This is a genomic window from Burkholderia sp. Ac-20379, from assembly GCF_017104645.1.
Classification (GTDB): domain Bacteria; phylum Pseudomonadota; class Gammaproteobacteria; order Burkholderiales; family Burkholderiaceae; genus Burkholderia.
In genome coordinates, this window is record NZ_JAAGPF010000047.1 from 1 (window position 1) to 14,471 (window position 14,471).

Sequence of the window (14,471 nt, forward strand, 5' to 3'; positions counted from 1 at the left end):
GGGGAGCGCGCGGCGCGGCCGAGGCGGCCGGCGCATCGCTCACGGCCGCTTCGGCCGAGACGGATTCCGCACCGTCAGCCGCCGGATCGGTTTTCGATTTGGCCGCCGCGCGACGACGCGCGATCAGGCTGCGCGGCCCGCGACGCAGGCCGCGGCGCGGACGATCTTCGCCGCCGGCATCCTGCGCGGACTGCTCGGGAGCGTCGTCGGCGCGCGATGCCCGCATGGCATGCGCGGATTCGGACGAATCAGTGTCGTGGGTATCTGTCAAAACAACCTCGAAATGTCAGGTCTCGCGCCCGTCGCGGGCGCGGCAATCTCTATATGGCCGCGTCAAGCGCGGCGCTGAGCGGGTTCGTCTTCGCCCGGCGAGGCATCGCCGGACGTTACGCCACCCAAGGATTCGTCAGCGGCAGCATGCCCGTGCAACGGGGCTGCGCCAGACTGCGTGGTATCGCGGCCCGCTTGCGGATCTTCGTCGCGCGCTGCCTCGCCGGCGTCGGCAACGACGCGGCCTACTTCGTTCTCGACCGGCGCAAGCCGCGCGGGTTCCGCATCGGCTGCTTCGATCTCGCGACCGACTGGCGTCTCGCCTGCCGGCGCTTCGTTTTCGTCGATGCCGCCAACCGCCTCGCCACGCGCCGCATCGCCGGCATCGACGCCGATGGGTTCGTCCGCAACCGCTTGGGCGGATACGTCGGCCTGCACCTCGCCGGCCGCTGGAGCCGCCACGAGGTCGGGCGCATCGCCATCGGCGAATTCCATCGACGCCTGGGCGAGCAGACTCGCCTCCAGATGCGCGGCGGGCTCTTCGAGCGCCGGCAGATCGTCGAGCGCCTTCAGGCCGAGATCGTCGAGAAACTGTTTGGTCGTCGCATAGAGCGCTGGGCGCCCCGGCACGTCGCGATGGCCGATCACCTCGATCCAGCTGCGATCTTCCAGCTGCTTCACGACCTGGGTATTGACCGTGACGCCGCGGATCTCTTCGATATCGCCACGCGTGACCGGCTGCCGGTACGCAATGATCGCAAGGGTTTCGAGCACGGCACGCGAGTACTTCGGCGGCTTTTCCGGGTGCAGACGATCCAGATAGACCCGCATGGCCGGTTTGCTCTGGAAACGCCAGCCCGTTGCCAGTGCGACGAGTTCAACGCCGCGGCCGGACCACGCTTCCTTCAATTCTTCGAGCAACGTTCGGACTGTGTCCGCCGACACGCTGTCGGCGAAGAGCTTGCGCAGATCGCCCAGCTTGAGCGGCTCCTGCGCACAGATCAAAGCAGTCTCGAGGACGATCTTCGCCTCTTGGGTATTCATGCAGCTAGGCCAGACCCTCTGGTCAAACGAACCGGATCAAAAATGAAACAGACGAAAAGGAACAGAAGACGCGCTCGCCCGATTCTGATCGGTCATATTGATGGGAGCACGAACCGGGGGTGGCGAAACCTGCTTGATGCCTGACCCTGACCGGACGGAACAGCGCGAAACCGTGATGGAGCCGCGTGAATGGACGCCATCTTACGCACATTCCGGCGACGCGTAAAGCCACTCGAACCATATCCTGCCGCCCGGCGCGACGGCCGGGCGGCCCGCACAGCCCGCCTCAACGGCCGGCGCGTCGCAGGAATGCGTCGAGGCGCTCGACGCCGGCATCGAGGCGCGCCACGTCGCAGGCGTAGCACCAGCGCACAAACCCCTCGCCCTCATCGCCGAAGGCCCGCCCGGGCGCCAGCCCAAGGCCCGCCTCGCGCACCAGCCGCTTGCAGAAATCGAGGCTGTTGTCCGCGCCCGGCAGCCGCAGGAACAGGTACATCGCGCCGTCGGGCGCTTCCACCCGTACGTCGGGCAGGCCATTCAACGCAGCGACGAGGTGATCGCGGGCATGCCGCAGCGCGCCGGTGAATTCGGCGACGAACGGCTCGCCGTCGCGCACCGCGGCGACGCCCGCCGCCTGCACGAAGCTCGGCGCACACGAGGTGTTGTATTCGACGAGCTTGGCCAGCGCGTCCAGCGTGCGCGTCGGCGTCACCAGCCAGCCGAGCCGCCAGCCGGTCATCGCCCAGGCCTTCGAGAACGAATTGACGACGATCACCCGCTCGTCGCGCGACGCCAGATCGAGGAACGACGGCGCGCCGCCCGGGCCGAACGCCAGCCGCTCGTAAACCTCGTCGGCCACGATCCAGATGCCGTGCCGGCGGCAATGATCGAGCACGGCGGCCTGCTCGGCGGCCGACATCGTCCAGCCGGTCGGGTTGTTCGGCGAATTGACGAACAGCATGCGCGTGCCGGGCGTCAGCGCCGCCAGCAGCCGGCTCAGATCGAGCTGCCAACCGCGCTCGCCATAGCCGAGCGGCACGCATGCGACTTCGGCGCCGAGAATCTTCGGAATTTCCACGAGATTGGGCCAGAGCGGCGTGACCGCGACCACGCGATCGCCCGCCCCCACCAGCAACTGGGCCGCCAGCATCAGCGCATTGACGCCGGCGCTGGTCACCGCGATATGCTCGGTGCGCGTCGCCCCGTGCCGCGCGGACACGTAACCGGCCAGCGTTTCGCGCAGCGGCGCGGCGCCGAGGTTGTGCGTGTAGAAGGTTTCGCCGCGCGCGAGCGCCTCGCTGGCCGCGTCGCGAATGAAGGCCGGCGTCACACGATCGGATTCGCCGAACCAGAACGGCAACACGCCTTCCACGCCGAACCCCGAATTCGCCACTTCGCGGATCAGCGACGGCCGCAGCGATTCGACCGCCATGCGCACATCCGGTGCGCTACCCGTTGCATTGTCGAAAGCGTTCAAGCACCCCTCCTCGTCGGTCAGTGCCGCCAGTGTAGCGGCCCGCACGGCAAAACGGCGTCAGACCAGATCCTCGGCGCGCGCCGGCATCTCGCCGACCAGCCCCCAGATCGCCTCGGCGGCCGGCGACAGCGAGCGATCGCGCCGCCGCACCAGTTCGACCGTGCGCTCGGCGCGCGGCGTCAGCGGCCGCGCCACCAGCGACGAACCGGCCGGCAGCGGCAAGGCCAGCCACGGCAGCACGCTGACCCCGATGCCGGCCTCGACCAGCCCGAATACGGTGGCCGAATGGCCCAGCTCCTGCACGACCGACGCGCCCACGCGGTGCAGGCTCAGCGCCGCATCGATCAGCGGCCGGCTGCCGGACGCGTAGTCGAGCAGCACCAGCCGCTGCCCGTCGAGCGCGGCCCAGGGCACGCTCTCGCTGGCGGCCAGCGGATGATCGGCGCGCGCGACCAGGCAGAACGAATCGGTCATCAGCGGTTCGCACACCAGATCGGTGGCCGGCAACGGCCCGATCACGACCCCGAAATCGACTTCGCCCGATTTCACCTTGCGCAGCACGTCGCTCTGCACGTCGTCGCGCAAACCGAGCGTCACGAACGGGAATTGCCGCTCGGCATCCGCCACGACGCGCGGCATCAGCCGGCAGGCGATCGTCGGGCTGGCGGCCACCATCACGCGGCCTCGCCGTTGCTCCCCGATTTCGCGGATTTCGCGCAGCGCGTCGTCCAGATCGCCGAGCAGCCGCGACACGCTGGCGACCAGGTTCGCGCCGGCGTCGGTGAGCTGCACGTCGCGCGTGGTCCGGTCGATCAGCTTCAGGCCGATCTCGCCCTCGAGCTCGCGCACGCAGCGGCTGACCGCCGACTGGGTCAGGCCGATCTCGTCGCCGGCCCGGCTGAAGCTGCGCGACCGCGCCACCTCGATAAACACCCGCAGCTGACGCAGAGTGATATTCATTGCGTGTCCTCATCAATCCCGCACTTCGATGCGCAATTGTAGGGGCATCGACCGCTGCCGGCCTGCCATGTGTCGGTGCGGTGCAGCGAAGGGCCCGGCGCACGCCGCGCGGGCCGGATTGCACAAGATTGGTGATTGTCCCGATTTGCCGCAGGGGCATTTTGGCGTCTTATACGCCCCTAGCTGACTAGGCCATAGGCTCGGTGCGGTGGGGCTCTCAAGGAGATAGCCACAGACTTGGCACGGTTCCTGCGTTAAGTCGCGTACAGGGTAGCGGAAACCTTCGGATGCAACGAAGGAAGCGGCAACCCCCACCTGGCACCCGATGCGGATCGGGTGCTTGAAGAGTGCGCGGCGCAGGGCAGCGCACCGGAGTTAGCTTCGCTGAGGTGAGGACATGATGCTGTTCGACGATTTGAAGGATAACGAATGGGCGCTGGTCGAAGGACTGTTCTGCGCGGAACCCGCACGCAGTGAGCGTCGTGGTCGCCCCCGCGTGGAAGCACGTTCGGTCGTGAACGCCGTTCTGTGGGTGCTGTCGACGGGCGAAGGTTGGTCGAAGCTGCCCGGGCGCTACCCGTCCCCGCCGACCTGCCGTCGGCGCTTCGACGAGTGGCAGGCCGATGGCACGCTCGCCGAAGTGGTGAAGCGCCTCGGCACCAGCGGCCGTCAAGTCTCGCTGCGCGGCCGGATCGGCGCCAGCGCGGTCAAGCCGCCCGCGCCCCCGAGCCGCGACCGCCTGCGCGGCGCATTCTGGACCAATCCGGAATCGTGGCGCGCTCCCGTGAAGATGGCGTAATCGCTCAGGCGATCGCGGGCGGCCCCGGCTGCCGCCCGACGCCAAACACGCCGGCATCGAGCCGCCTTGCGGCGCCGGCGTGATTCGCGAGCGCTTCCACGCTCGCGACGGCGAAACATCTCTTTACCAATGCTTACAGCGCACGGGGGCTCCCGCCCCTACCGTGAGGACAGGTCAACAGGCCGCCTCGACGGTCTGAAGGGAGCCCAACCATGTCAAGCCATTCGTCGCTCGCCATCGCGAGCGTGGTGCTTGCCTTGGCGCTCACCCCACTTGCGCTGGCCGATCAGCACGCCAAACCGCCGTCTGGCCATCGGGGGCAAGCAGGCCAGGGTCATGCACCGTCGCCGCCAGCCGCGCCGCCCAACATCGTCCCGCGAGGCGACTTGCGTGGCGACATTGCGAGCAATGCACGCATTCGCAACGACAGCGCACCACGTCCGACCGGTTTTGCACCGCGTCGATGATCGTGCGCGCATGGAAATTTCAGTGAGTTCAGGAACTGCGCGCGGCCACGGCAGTCACACCCTAGCCATGAGCACAGCTTGGCAACAGCAATGTACCCGGTAGCGCCCGTATCTCACGATACGGGCGTTTTTTTGCCCGCCTGGATTGCGCCTGGCTCGAGTTGGCTACAACCGGCTTTCGAGGATCGTGACGGCGCTGGCGTCGCTCAGCACGTAATCGTCGACCCGGCGATCGACCCACGAGAGCGCCCGTTCGTCGCGTTCGAGCCGGCTGAATTCGGCTCGCCCGGTGTCGGTCAGTATCGCGATATCGACCGGGGCATGAAAGCCCGGCGCCGGTGCGACGGTCTTCTGCCGCACCGTATCCATCAGTCCGAGGTTGCGAAGGTACTCGAAAACGTTCGGGCGTCGCGCCCAGGGAACCTGCCGGTACTGCACGCGCCGCAAGGCATCGAGCACTGCTTCGTTGGAATACGTGGCCATCTGGACTCTTTCTCAAAGTACAGCGATCCTGCAGGCGGTCCCGCCGGCCCGATGCTTCACTAGCCGGCGCCGCCACGCAACGACAGGGGACGTTACCGCGAATCCCCTGCGCCTTCCTATCCGCTCCGCGCCACATTTCGCGACGCCTGGAACGGATCGAACTCAACCGGGCAAAAAAGTTACCTTACCCCATTCAAATTGATTCTGTTCGTTTCATTTGTGCTGCTTATTGCAGCTGCTGCGATCTGGCGCAAGCGCCGATTCGCGCTTGCCGCCGCCGCATTCGTGCTGCTTTACGGCCTGGCCAGCGGCTGGTTCGTCGCGCCGCTCGTGGCGATCGCCGAAGCCGGCGTCGAGCCGGTGGATCCGCCCGCCATGAGCGGCCGCACCGCGATCGTCGTGCTCGGCGCGGGGATCGACCGCCGCAACGGCGCCTTGGTCCCGCCCCGCGACGCGCTGGCTCGCATCGCTCGCGCCGCGCAAGTCCATTCGGTCTGCCAACGAATTGCCGCGCATTGCACCGTGATCGTGACCGGTGGCGATCCCCATCGCCACGGCATCAGCGAGGCCGCGCTCTACGCGCCGCTGCTGCGCGAGCGCGGCGTGACCGGCCACGACCTGATTCTCGAGCCGCGCAGCCGCACGACCTACGAAAACGCAAAGTTCACCGCCCCCATCCTACTCGCCGAACATTACGACGCAACGATTCTGATCACGTCGTCCTACCAGATGCGCCGCGCCCTGCTCGATTTCGCGCGATTCGGGATCGCACCCCAACCGGTGTACGCCAACCGCCTGCGTGCCGAGTGCGGCTGGCGCCCCCATGCGTCGAATTTCGTCGCGGCGTCTCGAGCGCTGCACGAAATCGCCGGAATCGTTCAATTTTACGCATATCGGTGGCTCGGCTGGTTCTGATTCGCCGCCATGCCCGAACGCGTCAATGCATATCGTGCGCACAGCCTTGTGGCGCGAGGATGTCCGGACGAATCGCAACGGCCCGCTTGTCGCGACCGCGACACGCCGCGCCGCCGCGCCGGGCCGGGCGTGCGCCGATCCGTCACTTTTGCTACACTCGCCTCACTCGGTTGCAATGCCGGACGGATCGGCAAACTCGGGTCCCATCACCACTTAGCGGAGGTAGAGAATGAAGAAAATGTCCCTGGCTATTCTGGTTTCGATGTCGGCTCTGGCTGGCGCAGCCTACGCCCAAGAAAGCACGACGATCACGACGATCACCGATCCGGCCAAGATCGCCGAAGTCGAGCAGCGTGCTCAAGCCATTCAACAGCAACAGGACGCCCAGCGCGCCGCTGCCGAAGAACATCCGGCGCATCATCACGCGGTGAAGAAGCACCATCGTGCAGCGAAGAAGGCTGCCAAGCCGGAAGCCGCCAGCCAGTAATCGGCCCGCTTCGACGGTTCCGCCAGCGCGGCCGCCAAGAGCCGAATCCGGTTTTTCCGGGTTCGGCTTTTTTCATGGCGCGGCGCACGGCGCGCGCTGTGCTAAAGTCGCGCACCCAACTTATCCAACCGTGCGCACCCCGGTGCGGAGGACAGAATGAGCAATATCCAACTCGACATCGAATGGACCGAAGCGGCAACCCACAAGATCAAGCAACTGATGCCGCGCGGCTCCGACGAGGCCTATCTCGCGCTGCCGCCGATCGAATGCCTGCCGATGGAAGGCGACGTGCTGTTTCTCGGGCCGCAGGGCAAGCAGCAGCCGTTTATCGTCGTCGAACGCCAGTATCACCATGAAGGCGACGCGGACTGGACCATCATCCTGATCCTCGACGTGCCGAACGCGCACTGACGCCTGCCGCATCGCGCCGGGCGGCGTCCTGCCGCCCGCCAAGCCGCATCGCCCCACGCGATGCGCTGCCTTTCTCCCGCTCCCGACGATTCGATCCAATCGGCCGCGCCGTCGCCGCAAGCCGACAATCGGGCCGCACAAAAAAAATTGCCCGCGCTTAAATAAAGCGCGGGCAAAACCGTCGCCCTACGAGGATAGGCGACGGGGCCAACGGGGCTCATGCTCGCGCATGAGCCATCAAGCCTGTCCGGCGCGGGGGCGCACCGAAACGATGACGATGACTGCGACGTCGAATCCGGCGCCAAGCCGTTTCACGTCACGCACGATGTGCGGAGGCAACATCATCCGGATGACTTAAAGCAGCTTCCGTGCCAAATCCAGAAAACGCCGTAAGTCCATGATTTAAATCGATTAACACTTGTTCACACTGAAACAATAGGTGGACTGATCCGTCCCGTTACCGGGTAACGTTACGTAACGCCGGGCCATCGCACGCATCGCTTTCGGCGCACCAAAGAAAAAGCCCGCCAAACGGCGGGCTTCGAACTGCGTGGGACGGTACGAAGGCGATCAGCGCAGTTGATTCACCAGCAGCGCCATGATCTGGCGGCCCGGGCCGCTCGAATCGACACCGCCATTGGCATCGATGACTGCGACGCGAGTCTGATCCTGCGTCAGCGCCTTCACGTTGACGAGGTACTGCTTGGCCGTCTTTTCCTTCTTGCCGTGGAACAACTGGCTCCAGAAGCCCTGTTCTGCCGCACTCAGATCCTTCGGATCGACGTAGCGCACGTAGTACAGGCCCTTCGCGCGGTCGCGATCGTCCACCGTGAAGTTTGCGCGGTCGAGCGCCAGGCCGACACGCAGCCAGGCACGATCGTACGACTCGGGCAGCATCACGTCGCCCGGCACGGCATCGGAATCGGCCGCGGCATTGCCACGCGACACCGGAGCCGCCGCGTTGGCGACATTCTGCGCGGCAACCGATGCCGCTGCGGCGTCGCCGCCCTTACCGGCCGGCGCCGTGGCCGACGCGCTCGTGGAGCTCGCACCGCCGGTCTTGGCGCGAGTGTCGTTCTGCGCGAGCGCCACCATCAGGCGCTTCAGGTATTCCGTTTCGAGCGCCGGATCGTTCGGCTTCGTTTCCCACTTGCTCGAATCGTTGTTCGTGCCGGTCAGCGCTTCGCGCATGCCCTTCTGGCTGACGAACACGTAGGTGCCGCCGCCCGGCGCGCTTTCGAGGCGCGTGCGGTACTTGTTGCGCTCGGCGGTGACGTACGAGTTGCCCATCGCCTTCGAGATCACGCCGCGGATGATGCCCTGGCCGACCGACGGGTGGGTTTCGTTCCAGTCGGTTTCCATGACGCCCTTGTCGCGCTGGTCGATGACCAGCAGGAAGCCTTGCTCCTGCCAGAAGCGGCGCACTTGCGGCCAGACTTCGGCGGGCGACTGGGCGTCGATGACGAGCCAGCTTTCGGTGCCGTCGCGCTGCAGATGCATGCCCGGCGTGACGGGCACGACGGCCGTGTCGGTTTGCGGCGCGACCTGCTGCGTTTGCTGCAGGCTCGACAGCGAGGTTTCGCCGCCCGCCGGCGGCAGCGAACGCTGGTCGGCCGTTTCGTCCATCATGTTCGGCGGCACCGCGAGCGATACCTCCTTGGTCCGGGAATCGCTCTTGTAGTCGATTTTCGTGGGCGACGGCGAGCTGCACCCTGCCACGAACGCACCGGTTGCCAGCACAACCGCAAACCGCTTGGTAAGACGAAGATCAGACATGTTCGGGGAATCCTTCCGGCTAGAGGCCACGGGCACTTTTCCGTGGATCAACCGCGCATTTTACCGGGGTCGCGCCGTCAAGTGCAAAAAGCTGACGGGCGTTTGTGCCGATGGTGGAGATAGGTGCGGTAAATCGGTGGACACGCCGCCGGGCACTTGCGTTCCGGTTGGCGCATCGCGACCGCGAGAAAACCAAAAAGCCCGCACAATCCTTTGACTGTGCGGGCTTTATTCTTGGTCGGGGCGAGAGGATTTGAACCTTGCACCAACAAAAAAATAATCCAATAAATCAAATACTTACGAGAATCCACGGTACCCGGTGTAGCAGTATAGTGTAACAAAACGCGGCGACACGTGCCGGGCATCAGTGCTACACAACGGCACTCTCAAGCAACGGGAGGCTCTTCCCTGCTCGCTGCCATGTCCGCAAGAGCTTCCGCGACTAGCCGTTTGATGCCAGCAAGAGCCCCGTCGGGCGTCTCATCCAACCATGACAAATCCGGGAAACTCAGCGCACAGGCCAACGTGCTCTGCGTCCTCGCCGGGCCAGACTGTGCTGTACGTGTAACGCTCGAGGTTACTCATACTGCACTCACTGGACAAAGACGCAAAGTGTACGATCGCTAGCGAACTTTTTGCGCGAAACCTTTCCGGACTGCAGGATTTTTCATGATGAAAGAATTAAGCCCCCGCCCCGCCACCGCAAGCTTCTTCATGGTTTCGATGTTTTCAGCGCCGGCTGAACCGTAAGTGTATTGGTAGCGCGCGCCGTCGGAAAAAACTACCCAGATGTAATCAGATCCATTTTCGTACTGCAAAACCCCTGAATCGCCGTCCAGATTTTTGTAGTGTTCCATATTTGACCTTTATTAACGAATAGCACCAAAGTCACGTTCAAACAGCCATACGCAGAATACAGTAGAAACGGATTGCTCGCGGCGAATATCTTGCCCCCCCAAACAGCCAAACAATCAGCACTCTCAACCAGTGCAACACCTGTCAACTAGGCAAAGTCCTATCCGTCAACCAGGAAGCCAACTTTTACCTGGAAAATATGCGCAAAAACGTGCAGCCGATATTGCATCGCTTAACGCGAAATTCCGTAACCGGCACGGGTTTCACGAAAACATGAGGCCACAGAAAGCATAAAATGTGTCTTGTCGACATGAAGACACTGTGTCAACTGTAAACCAAATTCTGAATTTTTATAACTAGTCGAAGGTCGGGCGCGCGCAATGCCCACAACCCAAGAGGGCGGGGAAGGACCCTCTTGGCATTCGGATCAGACGCCTAATGCTGCCTATCTTTTTCTCCGGCCTGATGTGCAATTTTTTCAATATTTTTTACTAGAGAAGGAATAAACCTCTCGCTTGCCCCCGCTGCTACGCAAACAGCCATGAGTAGCGCCAACTTGCTGCCGAAAAAATGGGCTCCGCCTAAAATAATTCCACTCTTTACTGCCAAAGCGGCAAAAAAAGCCCCACCGATTCCCGCACCAACTCGAGAAATACCCTCTAAATTATGAATCGGCTTCCCGGCATTGGCATCCATAACTAAACGATCACCACGAGACGTTACCGACAGAAGCGCACCAATTGCCCCACAAAAAGCACCCAATGCGACTTCAAACGCACCACCCCCCAAAATCCCGCGAAAATAATTCCTAAAAATCCACAAAATAAAAATACCTACAGCACAACCCGCACCAATTGGGTAAGCAGCCCCAAAATACCAACCCCAAGACACCTCCCTATTGCGCGCTTGAACCTCCAATTCCACTTCTTTCAAAATTGCACTTGAGGAAGCTAGTGGACGCCCCTCTAGACAACGCGCCAGCCCCTCCGCAATCTGATGACGAATACCGAGAAGCGTACTTTTATCGGAGATAAATCTCGATCGCATTTCCAAGGAAGCAACTCGATTCAAAACCTCACCAAAATGCTTCGCCGGTTCATGCGCACCTACAGTCCTCCATTGAATAGAATAGTCATCAGACAAATAAACAATGAAAAGCTCACTACATATGACTAGCGACTTTATAAGTTTATTTAACTCTGGATCAACATCCCCCTCCTTCAAGCTCATATGCTCACGAATATATGTCACATTTTCTGGCGCAGACATTTTTAATTTTATCTATTTAATTGAAATAATAAGCTGCTGCATAGACAAGCACTTCGGAAGATCCGCTTCGGGATTTTGGCGCGACTCTTTTCTTTTGACAGCATCCCGTGCCTCGGCATGGGCGTCACCCACAAGCTTGAAACCTGCCCCAGGCGAGATCGTTCTTGCGGCATGCAAAAAATTCGACAGATAAACGGCCCCACTAGGCGTGTCGTAAGAATATTCTCCGACCGCACATGAATACAATCGGATCTGTTGCGGGATTGCCTGCATTATGCGGTCTTCATAGCGCCGACGAACGTCAAGATCCGCCCTCCTCACTGAATCTGCGCGAGCGTCCATCGCATAAGATTCAGTTGTTACTTGTACAGTAACGCGACAGCAATCGTAGATATTCAACTGACGCTGAGCGATATTTTGAAGCGATGTTTCATACACAAATTCACCGCTACCATTGAGCTCTAGCAGAGTCTTTCGCTGATGCCCGCCGTGACCACTAAAAAGCACAATCAGATAGTCCAGATTTTGAAGCTTTAATTTCTCAACCTCCATTAGCAGCCGCTGCCTGTCAACATTTTCGAGTGTCGTAATTTCACTGGAATACCAAGCACCCCCAGTGTCACTACGTAGAAATGCCGAGAAGCGCTCCAGATCGAGCTGAACGCCTTGGAGGTTGCTCGTGTTACCAATCAAGAGAGCCTTTCTTTTCATTTTCCCTGCCTCCTTAGAGGATTTCACCAGACAAAAGTAAATATTACTACAAAGTATTTTTTTTGGGAAAAAATACTGAATCGAATTTTTCTCGAGGGTATACGTTAATTAAGACATCAAACCTGTGTCACAAATGGCATAAGGAACGGTACGCCCGAAAGGGAACGATTACGGACAGAGCCACGAAGACCGTACGAATATTAGGTTGACTGATTTTCGGACACACCCCATTATTCGGACATTGTTTTCGTACAGGCAAGAACATGTCCCGCACCTTCATCTATGCACGCGTCAGCACCTCGGACCAGACAGCCGAGAATCAGATCCGAGAGGTGCAGTCTGCGGGCTTTGCAGTCGACGGCCGCCGGACGATCTCAGAGACGATCAGCGGATCCGTGGGTGCGGCAGAGCGCCCGGAGTTCGTGAGACTTTTAGATCGACTTGAAGCAGACGACGTGCTGGTGGTTACGAAGCTAGACCGCCTAGGCCGGAACGCGATGGACGTGCGCTCTACAGTCGAGATGCTGGCCGAACGTGGCGTCCGCGTGCATTGCCTCGCACTGGGTGGGATGGACCTCGCGTCGCCTGCCGGCAAGATGACGATGGGGGTGATTACGGCGGTAGCTGAGTTCGAGCGGGATTTGCTGATTGAACGTACACAAGCCGGTTTGAGTCGAGCAAAGGCGGAGGGGAAGTCTCTCGGCCGCCCTACTGCCCTCAATCAGGCCCAGCAGGTGCAAGTACAGGCAAGGCTGGCGGCGGGCGAAGCTGTAGCGGCTGTGGCCCGTGAGTTCAATACGTCCCGCCAGACCATCATGCGCATTCGCGCAGCAGCCGAATAACGCCGACGAAGGGGCGGTTCCCGCCGCCTTACCGGTAGCGGCCAAGCATCAGGCCCTAAGCACCGCCAACAGGTCGGGTATCTCCATCGAACCCATCGCCCGCTGCAACGTTGCGACACGCGGGGCGTCTATCGATACCCCAAGTGGCGGGCGCGCATTCGGACCGCAATACCACCGAGATATACATCAAGTCGCGGGACGTGCCTGTCTCGACGGTCAGGATGGCGTTGCCGGCCGCGTGATTTTGGAAGTCTTCCAAAATGGCCGTTTTTGACGCCGAGGACATCAACGAAAAAGCCCGCACAACCGTTTGATTGTGCGGGCTTAATTCTGGTCGGGGCGAGAGGATTTGAACCTCCGACCACCTGCACCCCATGCAGGTACGCTACCAGGCTGCGCTACGCCCCGAAAGAACGAAAGTATATCAGACAGCTCTGCCAAATTGGAACCATCATCGCGCACTTTTTCTCGTACGCATCGTCGCCCCTTGCCACAACACGAACGTCGCAGCCGCCAGCAATGCCGCCAGCCCGCTCCAGGCCGCGTCATAGCGGAAGCGGTCGGCCACCACGCCGAACAGCGGCGGCATCACGCTGATCGCGATCATGTTCAAGGTCATCGAGAAGCTCAGCGTCGACGCGACCACCTCCTTCGGCGCCATTTCGGCGACCTGCAGCAGATAGAGCGGATACCAGCCGACGCCGAACACGCCCACCAGGGCGAAGATCGACGTCAGCACCCACTCGGGCGTGGCCGCAGGCAAAGCCGACAGACCCAGCGTCACGCCGATGCAAACCGCCATGCAGGCGCCGAGCGAACGGATCCGCCGGCCCGGCCACCATCGATCGCTGAGCCAGGCCAGGCCGACGCGCCCCGCGATCCCCAGCCACTGCGACAACGAAAACAGCAAGGCAGCCGCCACCACCGGGTAATGAAAGCGCGCAGCCACGAACGGGATCGCGTGGGTCGCGAACGTGTACTGAAACGTCACCATCGCAGCACCGGCCAACATCACGGGCCACAGCTCGGCATGCCCGGCCACCAGCCGGATCGACCGCAGCAGGTTCGGCGGCGCGGCGGGTGACGGCCCCGATGCATGGCGCTCGTCGCGATGCAGCAGCGCGAACATCAGGCCTCCGCCGATGCCGACCGCCCCCTGTACCGCCAGCGCGACGCGCCAGCCTTGGGTGGCGGCCAGCAACGGCAGGGCCATCGCCGCGAGCGCGGTGCCGAGCGGCAGGCCCGCCTGGCGGATGCCGGTCGCCATGCCGCGCTCGCGCGGCGCGAACCAGCGCACGATGGCGCGTGTCCCGCCCGGCTGAACCGACGCATACGATGCCCCGACCAATGCAATGAACAGCAGCAGCGTGCCGAACGACAGCGCCACCCAAGCGCCGAGCATCGCCGCCGCCCCCATCGTCATCATGGTGGCCCCGACCACGCCGCGCTCGCCGAAACGGTCGATCAGCCAGCCAAGCATCAGCATCGTGACCACCTGCCCACCGTTCAGCGCCGAGACGGCCAGCGCTCCGGCCGCGCCGGACAAATGAAAAGCGGCCTGCAACGCGGGGATCAACGTGTAAATGCCCTGTGCCGTGATCGAAGCGGCGGTTTGCGCGAGCGCGGCCACGCCGAGCACGATCCAGCGGTAGCCGTCGCCGGCGATCGGGGGGGCGGTATTCAGATTCGGGCCAAGTCTCACGGG

The 14,471-nt window shown here is 62.4% G+C and carries 15 protein-coding genes, 1 tRNA gene and 2 pseudogenes; 6 read left to right on the forward strand and 12 right to left on the reverse strand.

All coding sequences use genetic code 11. The features are described from left to right. From G3N92_RS09165 to G3N92_RS09180, 4 genes and pseudogenes are all read right to left on the reverse strand, one after another. Positions 1 to 271 (reverse strand): annotated as a pseudogene (locus tag G3N92_RS09165) (23S rRNA pseudouridylate synthase B); the annotation flags it as partial. A gap of 62 nt (positions 272 to 333) precedes the next feature. Then, on the reverse strand, positions 334 to 1,314 hold the full coding sequence (gene scpB, locus G3N92_RS09170; protein WP_206127147.1) for an SMC-Scp complex subunit ScpB: 981 nt from the start codon (positions 1,312 to 1,314) through the stop codon (positions 334 to 336). A gap of 286 nt (positions 1,315 to 1,600) precedes the next feature. Further along, complete coding sequence (locus tag G3N92_RS09175) at positions 1,601 to 2,791, reverse strand: pyridoxal phosphate-dependent aminotransferase (protein ID WP_277396148.1); 1,191 nt, start codon at positions 2,789 to 2,791, stop codon at positions 1,601 to 1,603. 57 nt (positions 2,792 to 2,848) lie between these two features. Then, entirely contained in the window at positions 2,849 to 3,751 is a 903-nt protein-coding gene (locus G3N92_RS09180; protein ID WP_206127149.1) for a LysR family transcriptional regulator, read from the reverse strand. Positions 3,752 to 4,148: 397 nt separating this feature from the next. Between G3N92_RS09180 and G3N92_RS09185 the strand changes: the two genes are divergently transcribed. Together G3N92_RS09185 and G3N92_RS34890 are read left to right on the forward strand one after the other, a co-directional pair. Continuing rightward, entirely contained in the window at positions 4,149 to 4,550 is a 402-nt protein-coding gene (locus G3N92_RS09185; protein ID WP_206127150.1) for a transposase, read from the forward strand. A 212-nt stretch (positions 4,551 to 4,762) separates the two neighbouring features. Continuing rightward, positions 4,763 to 5,017, forward strand: a complete 255-nt coding sequence (locus tag G3N92_RS34890; protein WP_241014678.1) for a hypothetical protein — start codon at positions 4,763 to 4,765, stop codon at positions 5,015 to 5,017. Positions 5,018 to 5,182: 165 nt separating this feature from the next. Here the strand turns inward: G3N92_RS34890 and G3N92_RS09190 are convergent, their stop codons facing one another. Then, complete coding sequence (locus G3N92_RS09190; protein ID WP_206127151.1) at positions 5,183 to 5,500, reverse strand: hypothetical protein; 318 nt, start codon at positions 5,498 to 5,500, stop codon at positions 5,183 to 5,185. 198 nt (positions 5,501 to 5,698) lie between these two features. On the opposite strand from G3N92_RS09190, the gene G3N92_RS09195 reads away from it, so the two are divergent. The 3 genes from G3N92_RS09195 to G3N92_RS09205 all read left to right on the forward strand — a co-directional run bounded on the left by G3N92_RS09195 (position 5,699) and on the right by G3N92_RS09205 (position 7,313). Continuing rightward, entirely contained in the window at positions 5,699 to 6,415 is a 717-nt protein-coding gene (locus G3N92_RS09195) for a YdcF family protein (protein WP_206127152.1), read from the forward strand. Between the two features lie 229 nt (positions 6,416 to 6,644). Then, entirely contained in the window at positions 6,645 to 6,902 is a 258-nt protein-coding gene (locus tag G3N92_RS09200) for a hypothetical protein (protein ID WP_206127153.1), read from the forward strand. Positions 6,903 to 7,058: 156 nt separating this feature from the next. Next, positions 7,059 to 7,313, forward strand: coding sequence for a DNA-binding protein (locus tag G3N92_RS09205; RefSeq protein WP_206127154.1), 255 nt, complete (start codon positions 7,059 to 7,061; stop codon positions 7,311 to 7,313). A gap of 570 nt (positions 7,314 to 7,883) precedes the next feature. Here the strand turns inward: G3N92_RS09205 and bamC are convergent. The 5 genes and pseudogenes from bamC to G3N92_RS09225 form a co-directional block, all read right to left on the reverse strand. Beyond that, positions 7,884 to 9,089 carry an outer membrane protein assembly factor BamC gene (bamC, locus tag G3N92_RS09210; RefSeq protein ID WP_206127155.1) on the reverse strand — a complete coding sequence of 402 codons (1,206 nt, stop codon included), beginning with the start codon at positions 9,087 to 9,089 and terminating at the stop codon, positions 7,884 to 7,886. A gap of 404 nt (positions 9,090 to 9,493) precedes the next feature. Then, positions 9,494 to 9,674: pseudogene (locus tag G3N92_RS34895) on the reverse strand (toxin-antitoxin system HicB family antitoxin); the annotation flags it as partial. A gap of 38 nt (positions 9,675 to 9,712) precedes the next feature. Then, entirely contained in the window at positions 9,713 to 9,946 is a 234-nt protein-coding gene (locus G3N92_RS09215) for a hypothetical protein (RefSeq protein WP_206127156.1), read from the reverse strand. A 433-nt stretch (positions 9,947 to 10,379) separates the two neighbouring features. Then, complete coding sequence (locus G3N92_RS09220; RefSeq protein ID WP_206127157.1) at positions 10,380 to 11,213, reverse strand: hypothetical protein; 834 nt, start codon at positions 11,211 to 11,213, stop codon at positions 10,380 to 10,382. A 12-nt stretch (positions 11,214 to 11,225) separates the two neighbouring features. Next, entirely contained in the window at positions 11,226 to 11,924 is a 699-nt protein-coding gene (locus tag G3N92_RS09225) for a caspase family protein (RefSeq protein WP_206127158.1), read from the reverse strand. A gap of 263 nt (positions 11,925 to 12,187) precedes the next feature. On the opposite strand from G3N92_RS09225, the gene G3N92_RS09230 reads away from it, so the two are divergent. Continuing rightward, positions 12,188 to 12,766, forward strand: coding sequence for a recombinase family protein (locus G3N92_RS09230; RefSeq protein WP_206127159.1), 579 nt, complete (start codon positions 12,188 to 12,190; stop codon positions 12,764 to 12,766). Between the two features lie 331 nt (positions 12,767 to 13,097). On the opposite strand, the gene G3N92_RS09235 is transcribed toward G3N92_RS09230, so the two are convergent. Next, a tRNA-Pro gene (locus G3N92_RS09235) sits at positions 13,098 to 13,174 on the reverse strand. 43 nt (positions 13,175 to 13,217) lie between these two features. Next, positions 13,218 to 14,468 (reverse strand): MFS transporter, encoded by a 1,251-nt coding sequence (locus tag G3N92_RS09240; protein WP_339385865.1) that lies wholly within the window; start codon positions 14,466 to 14,468, stop codon positions 13,218 to 13,220. Positions 14,469 to 14,471: the final 3 nt, after the last annotated feature.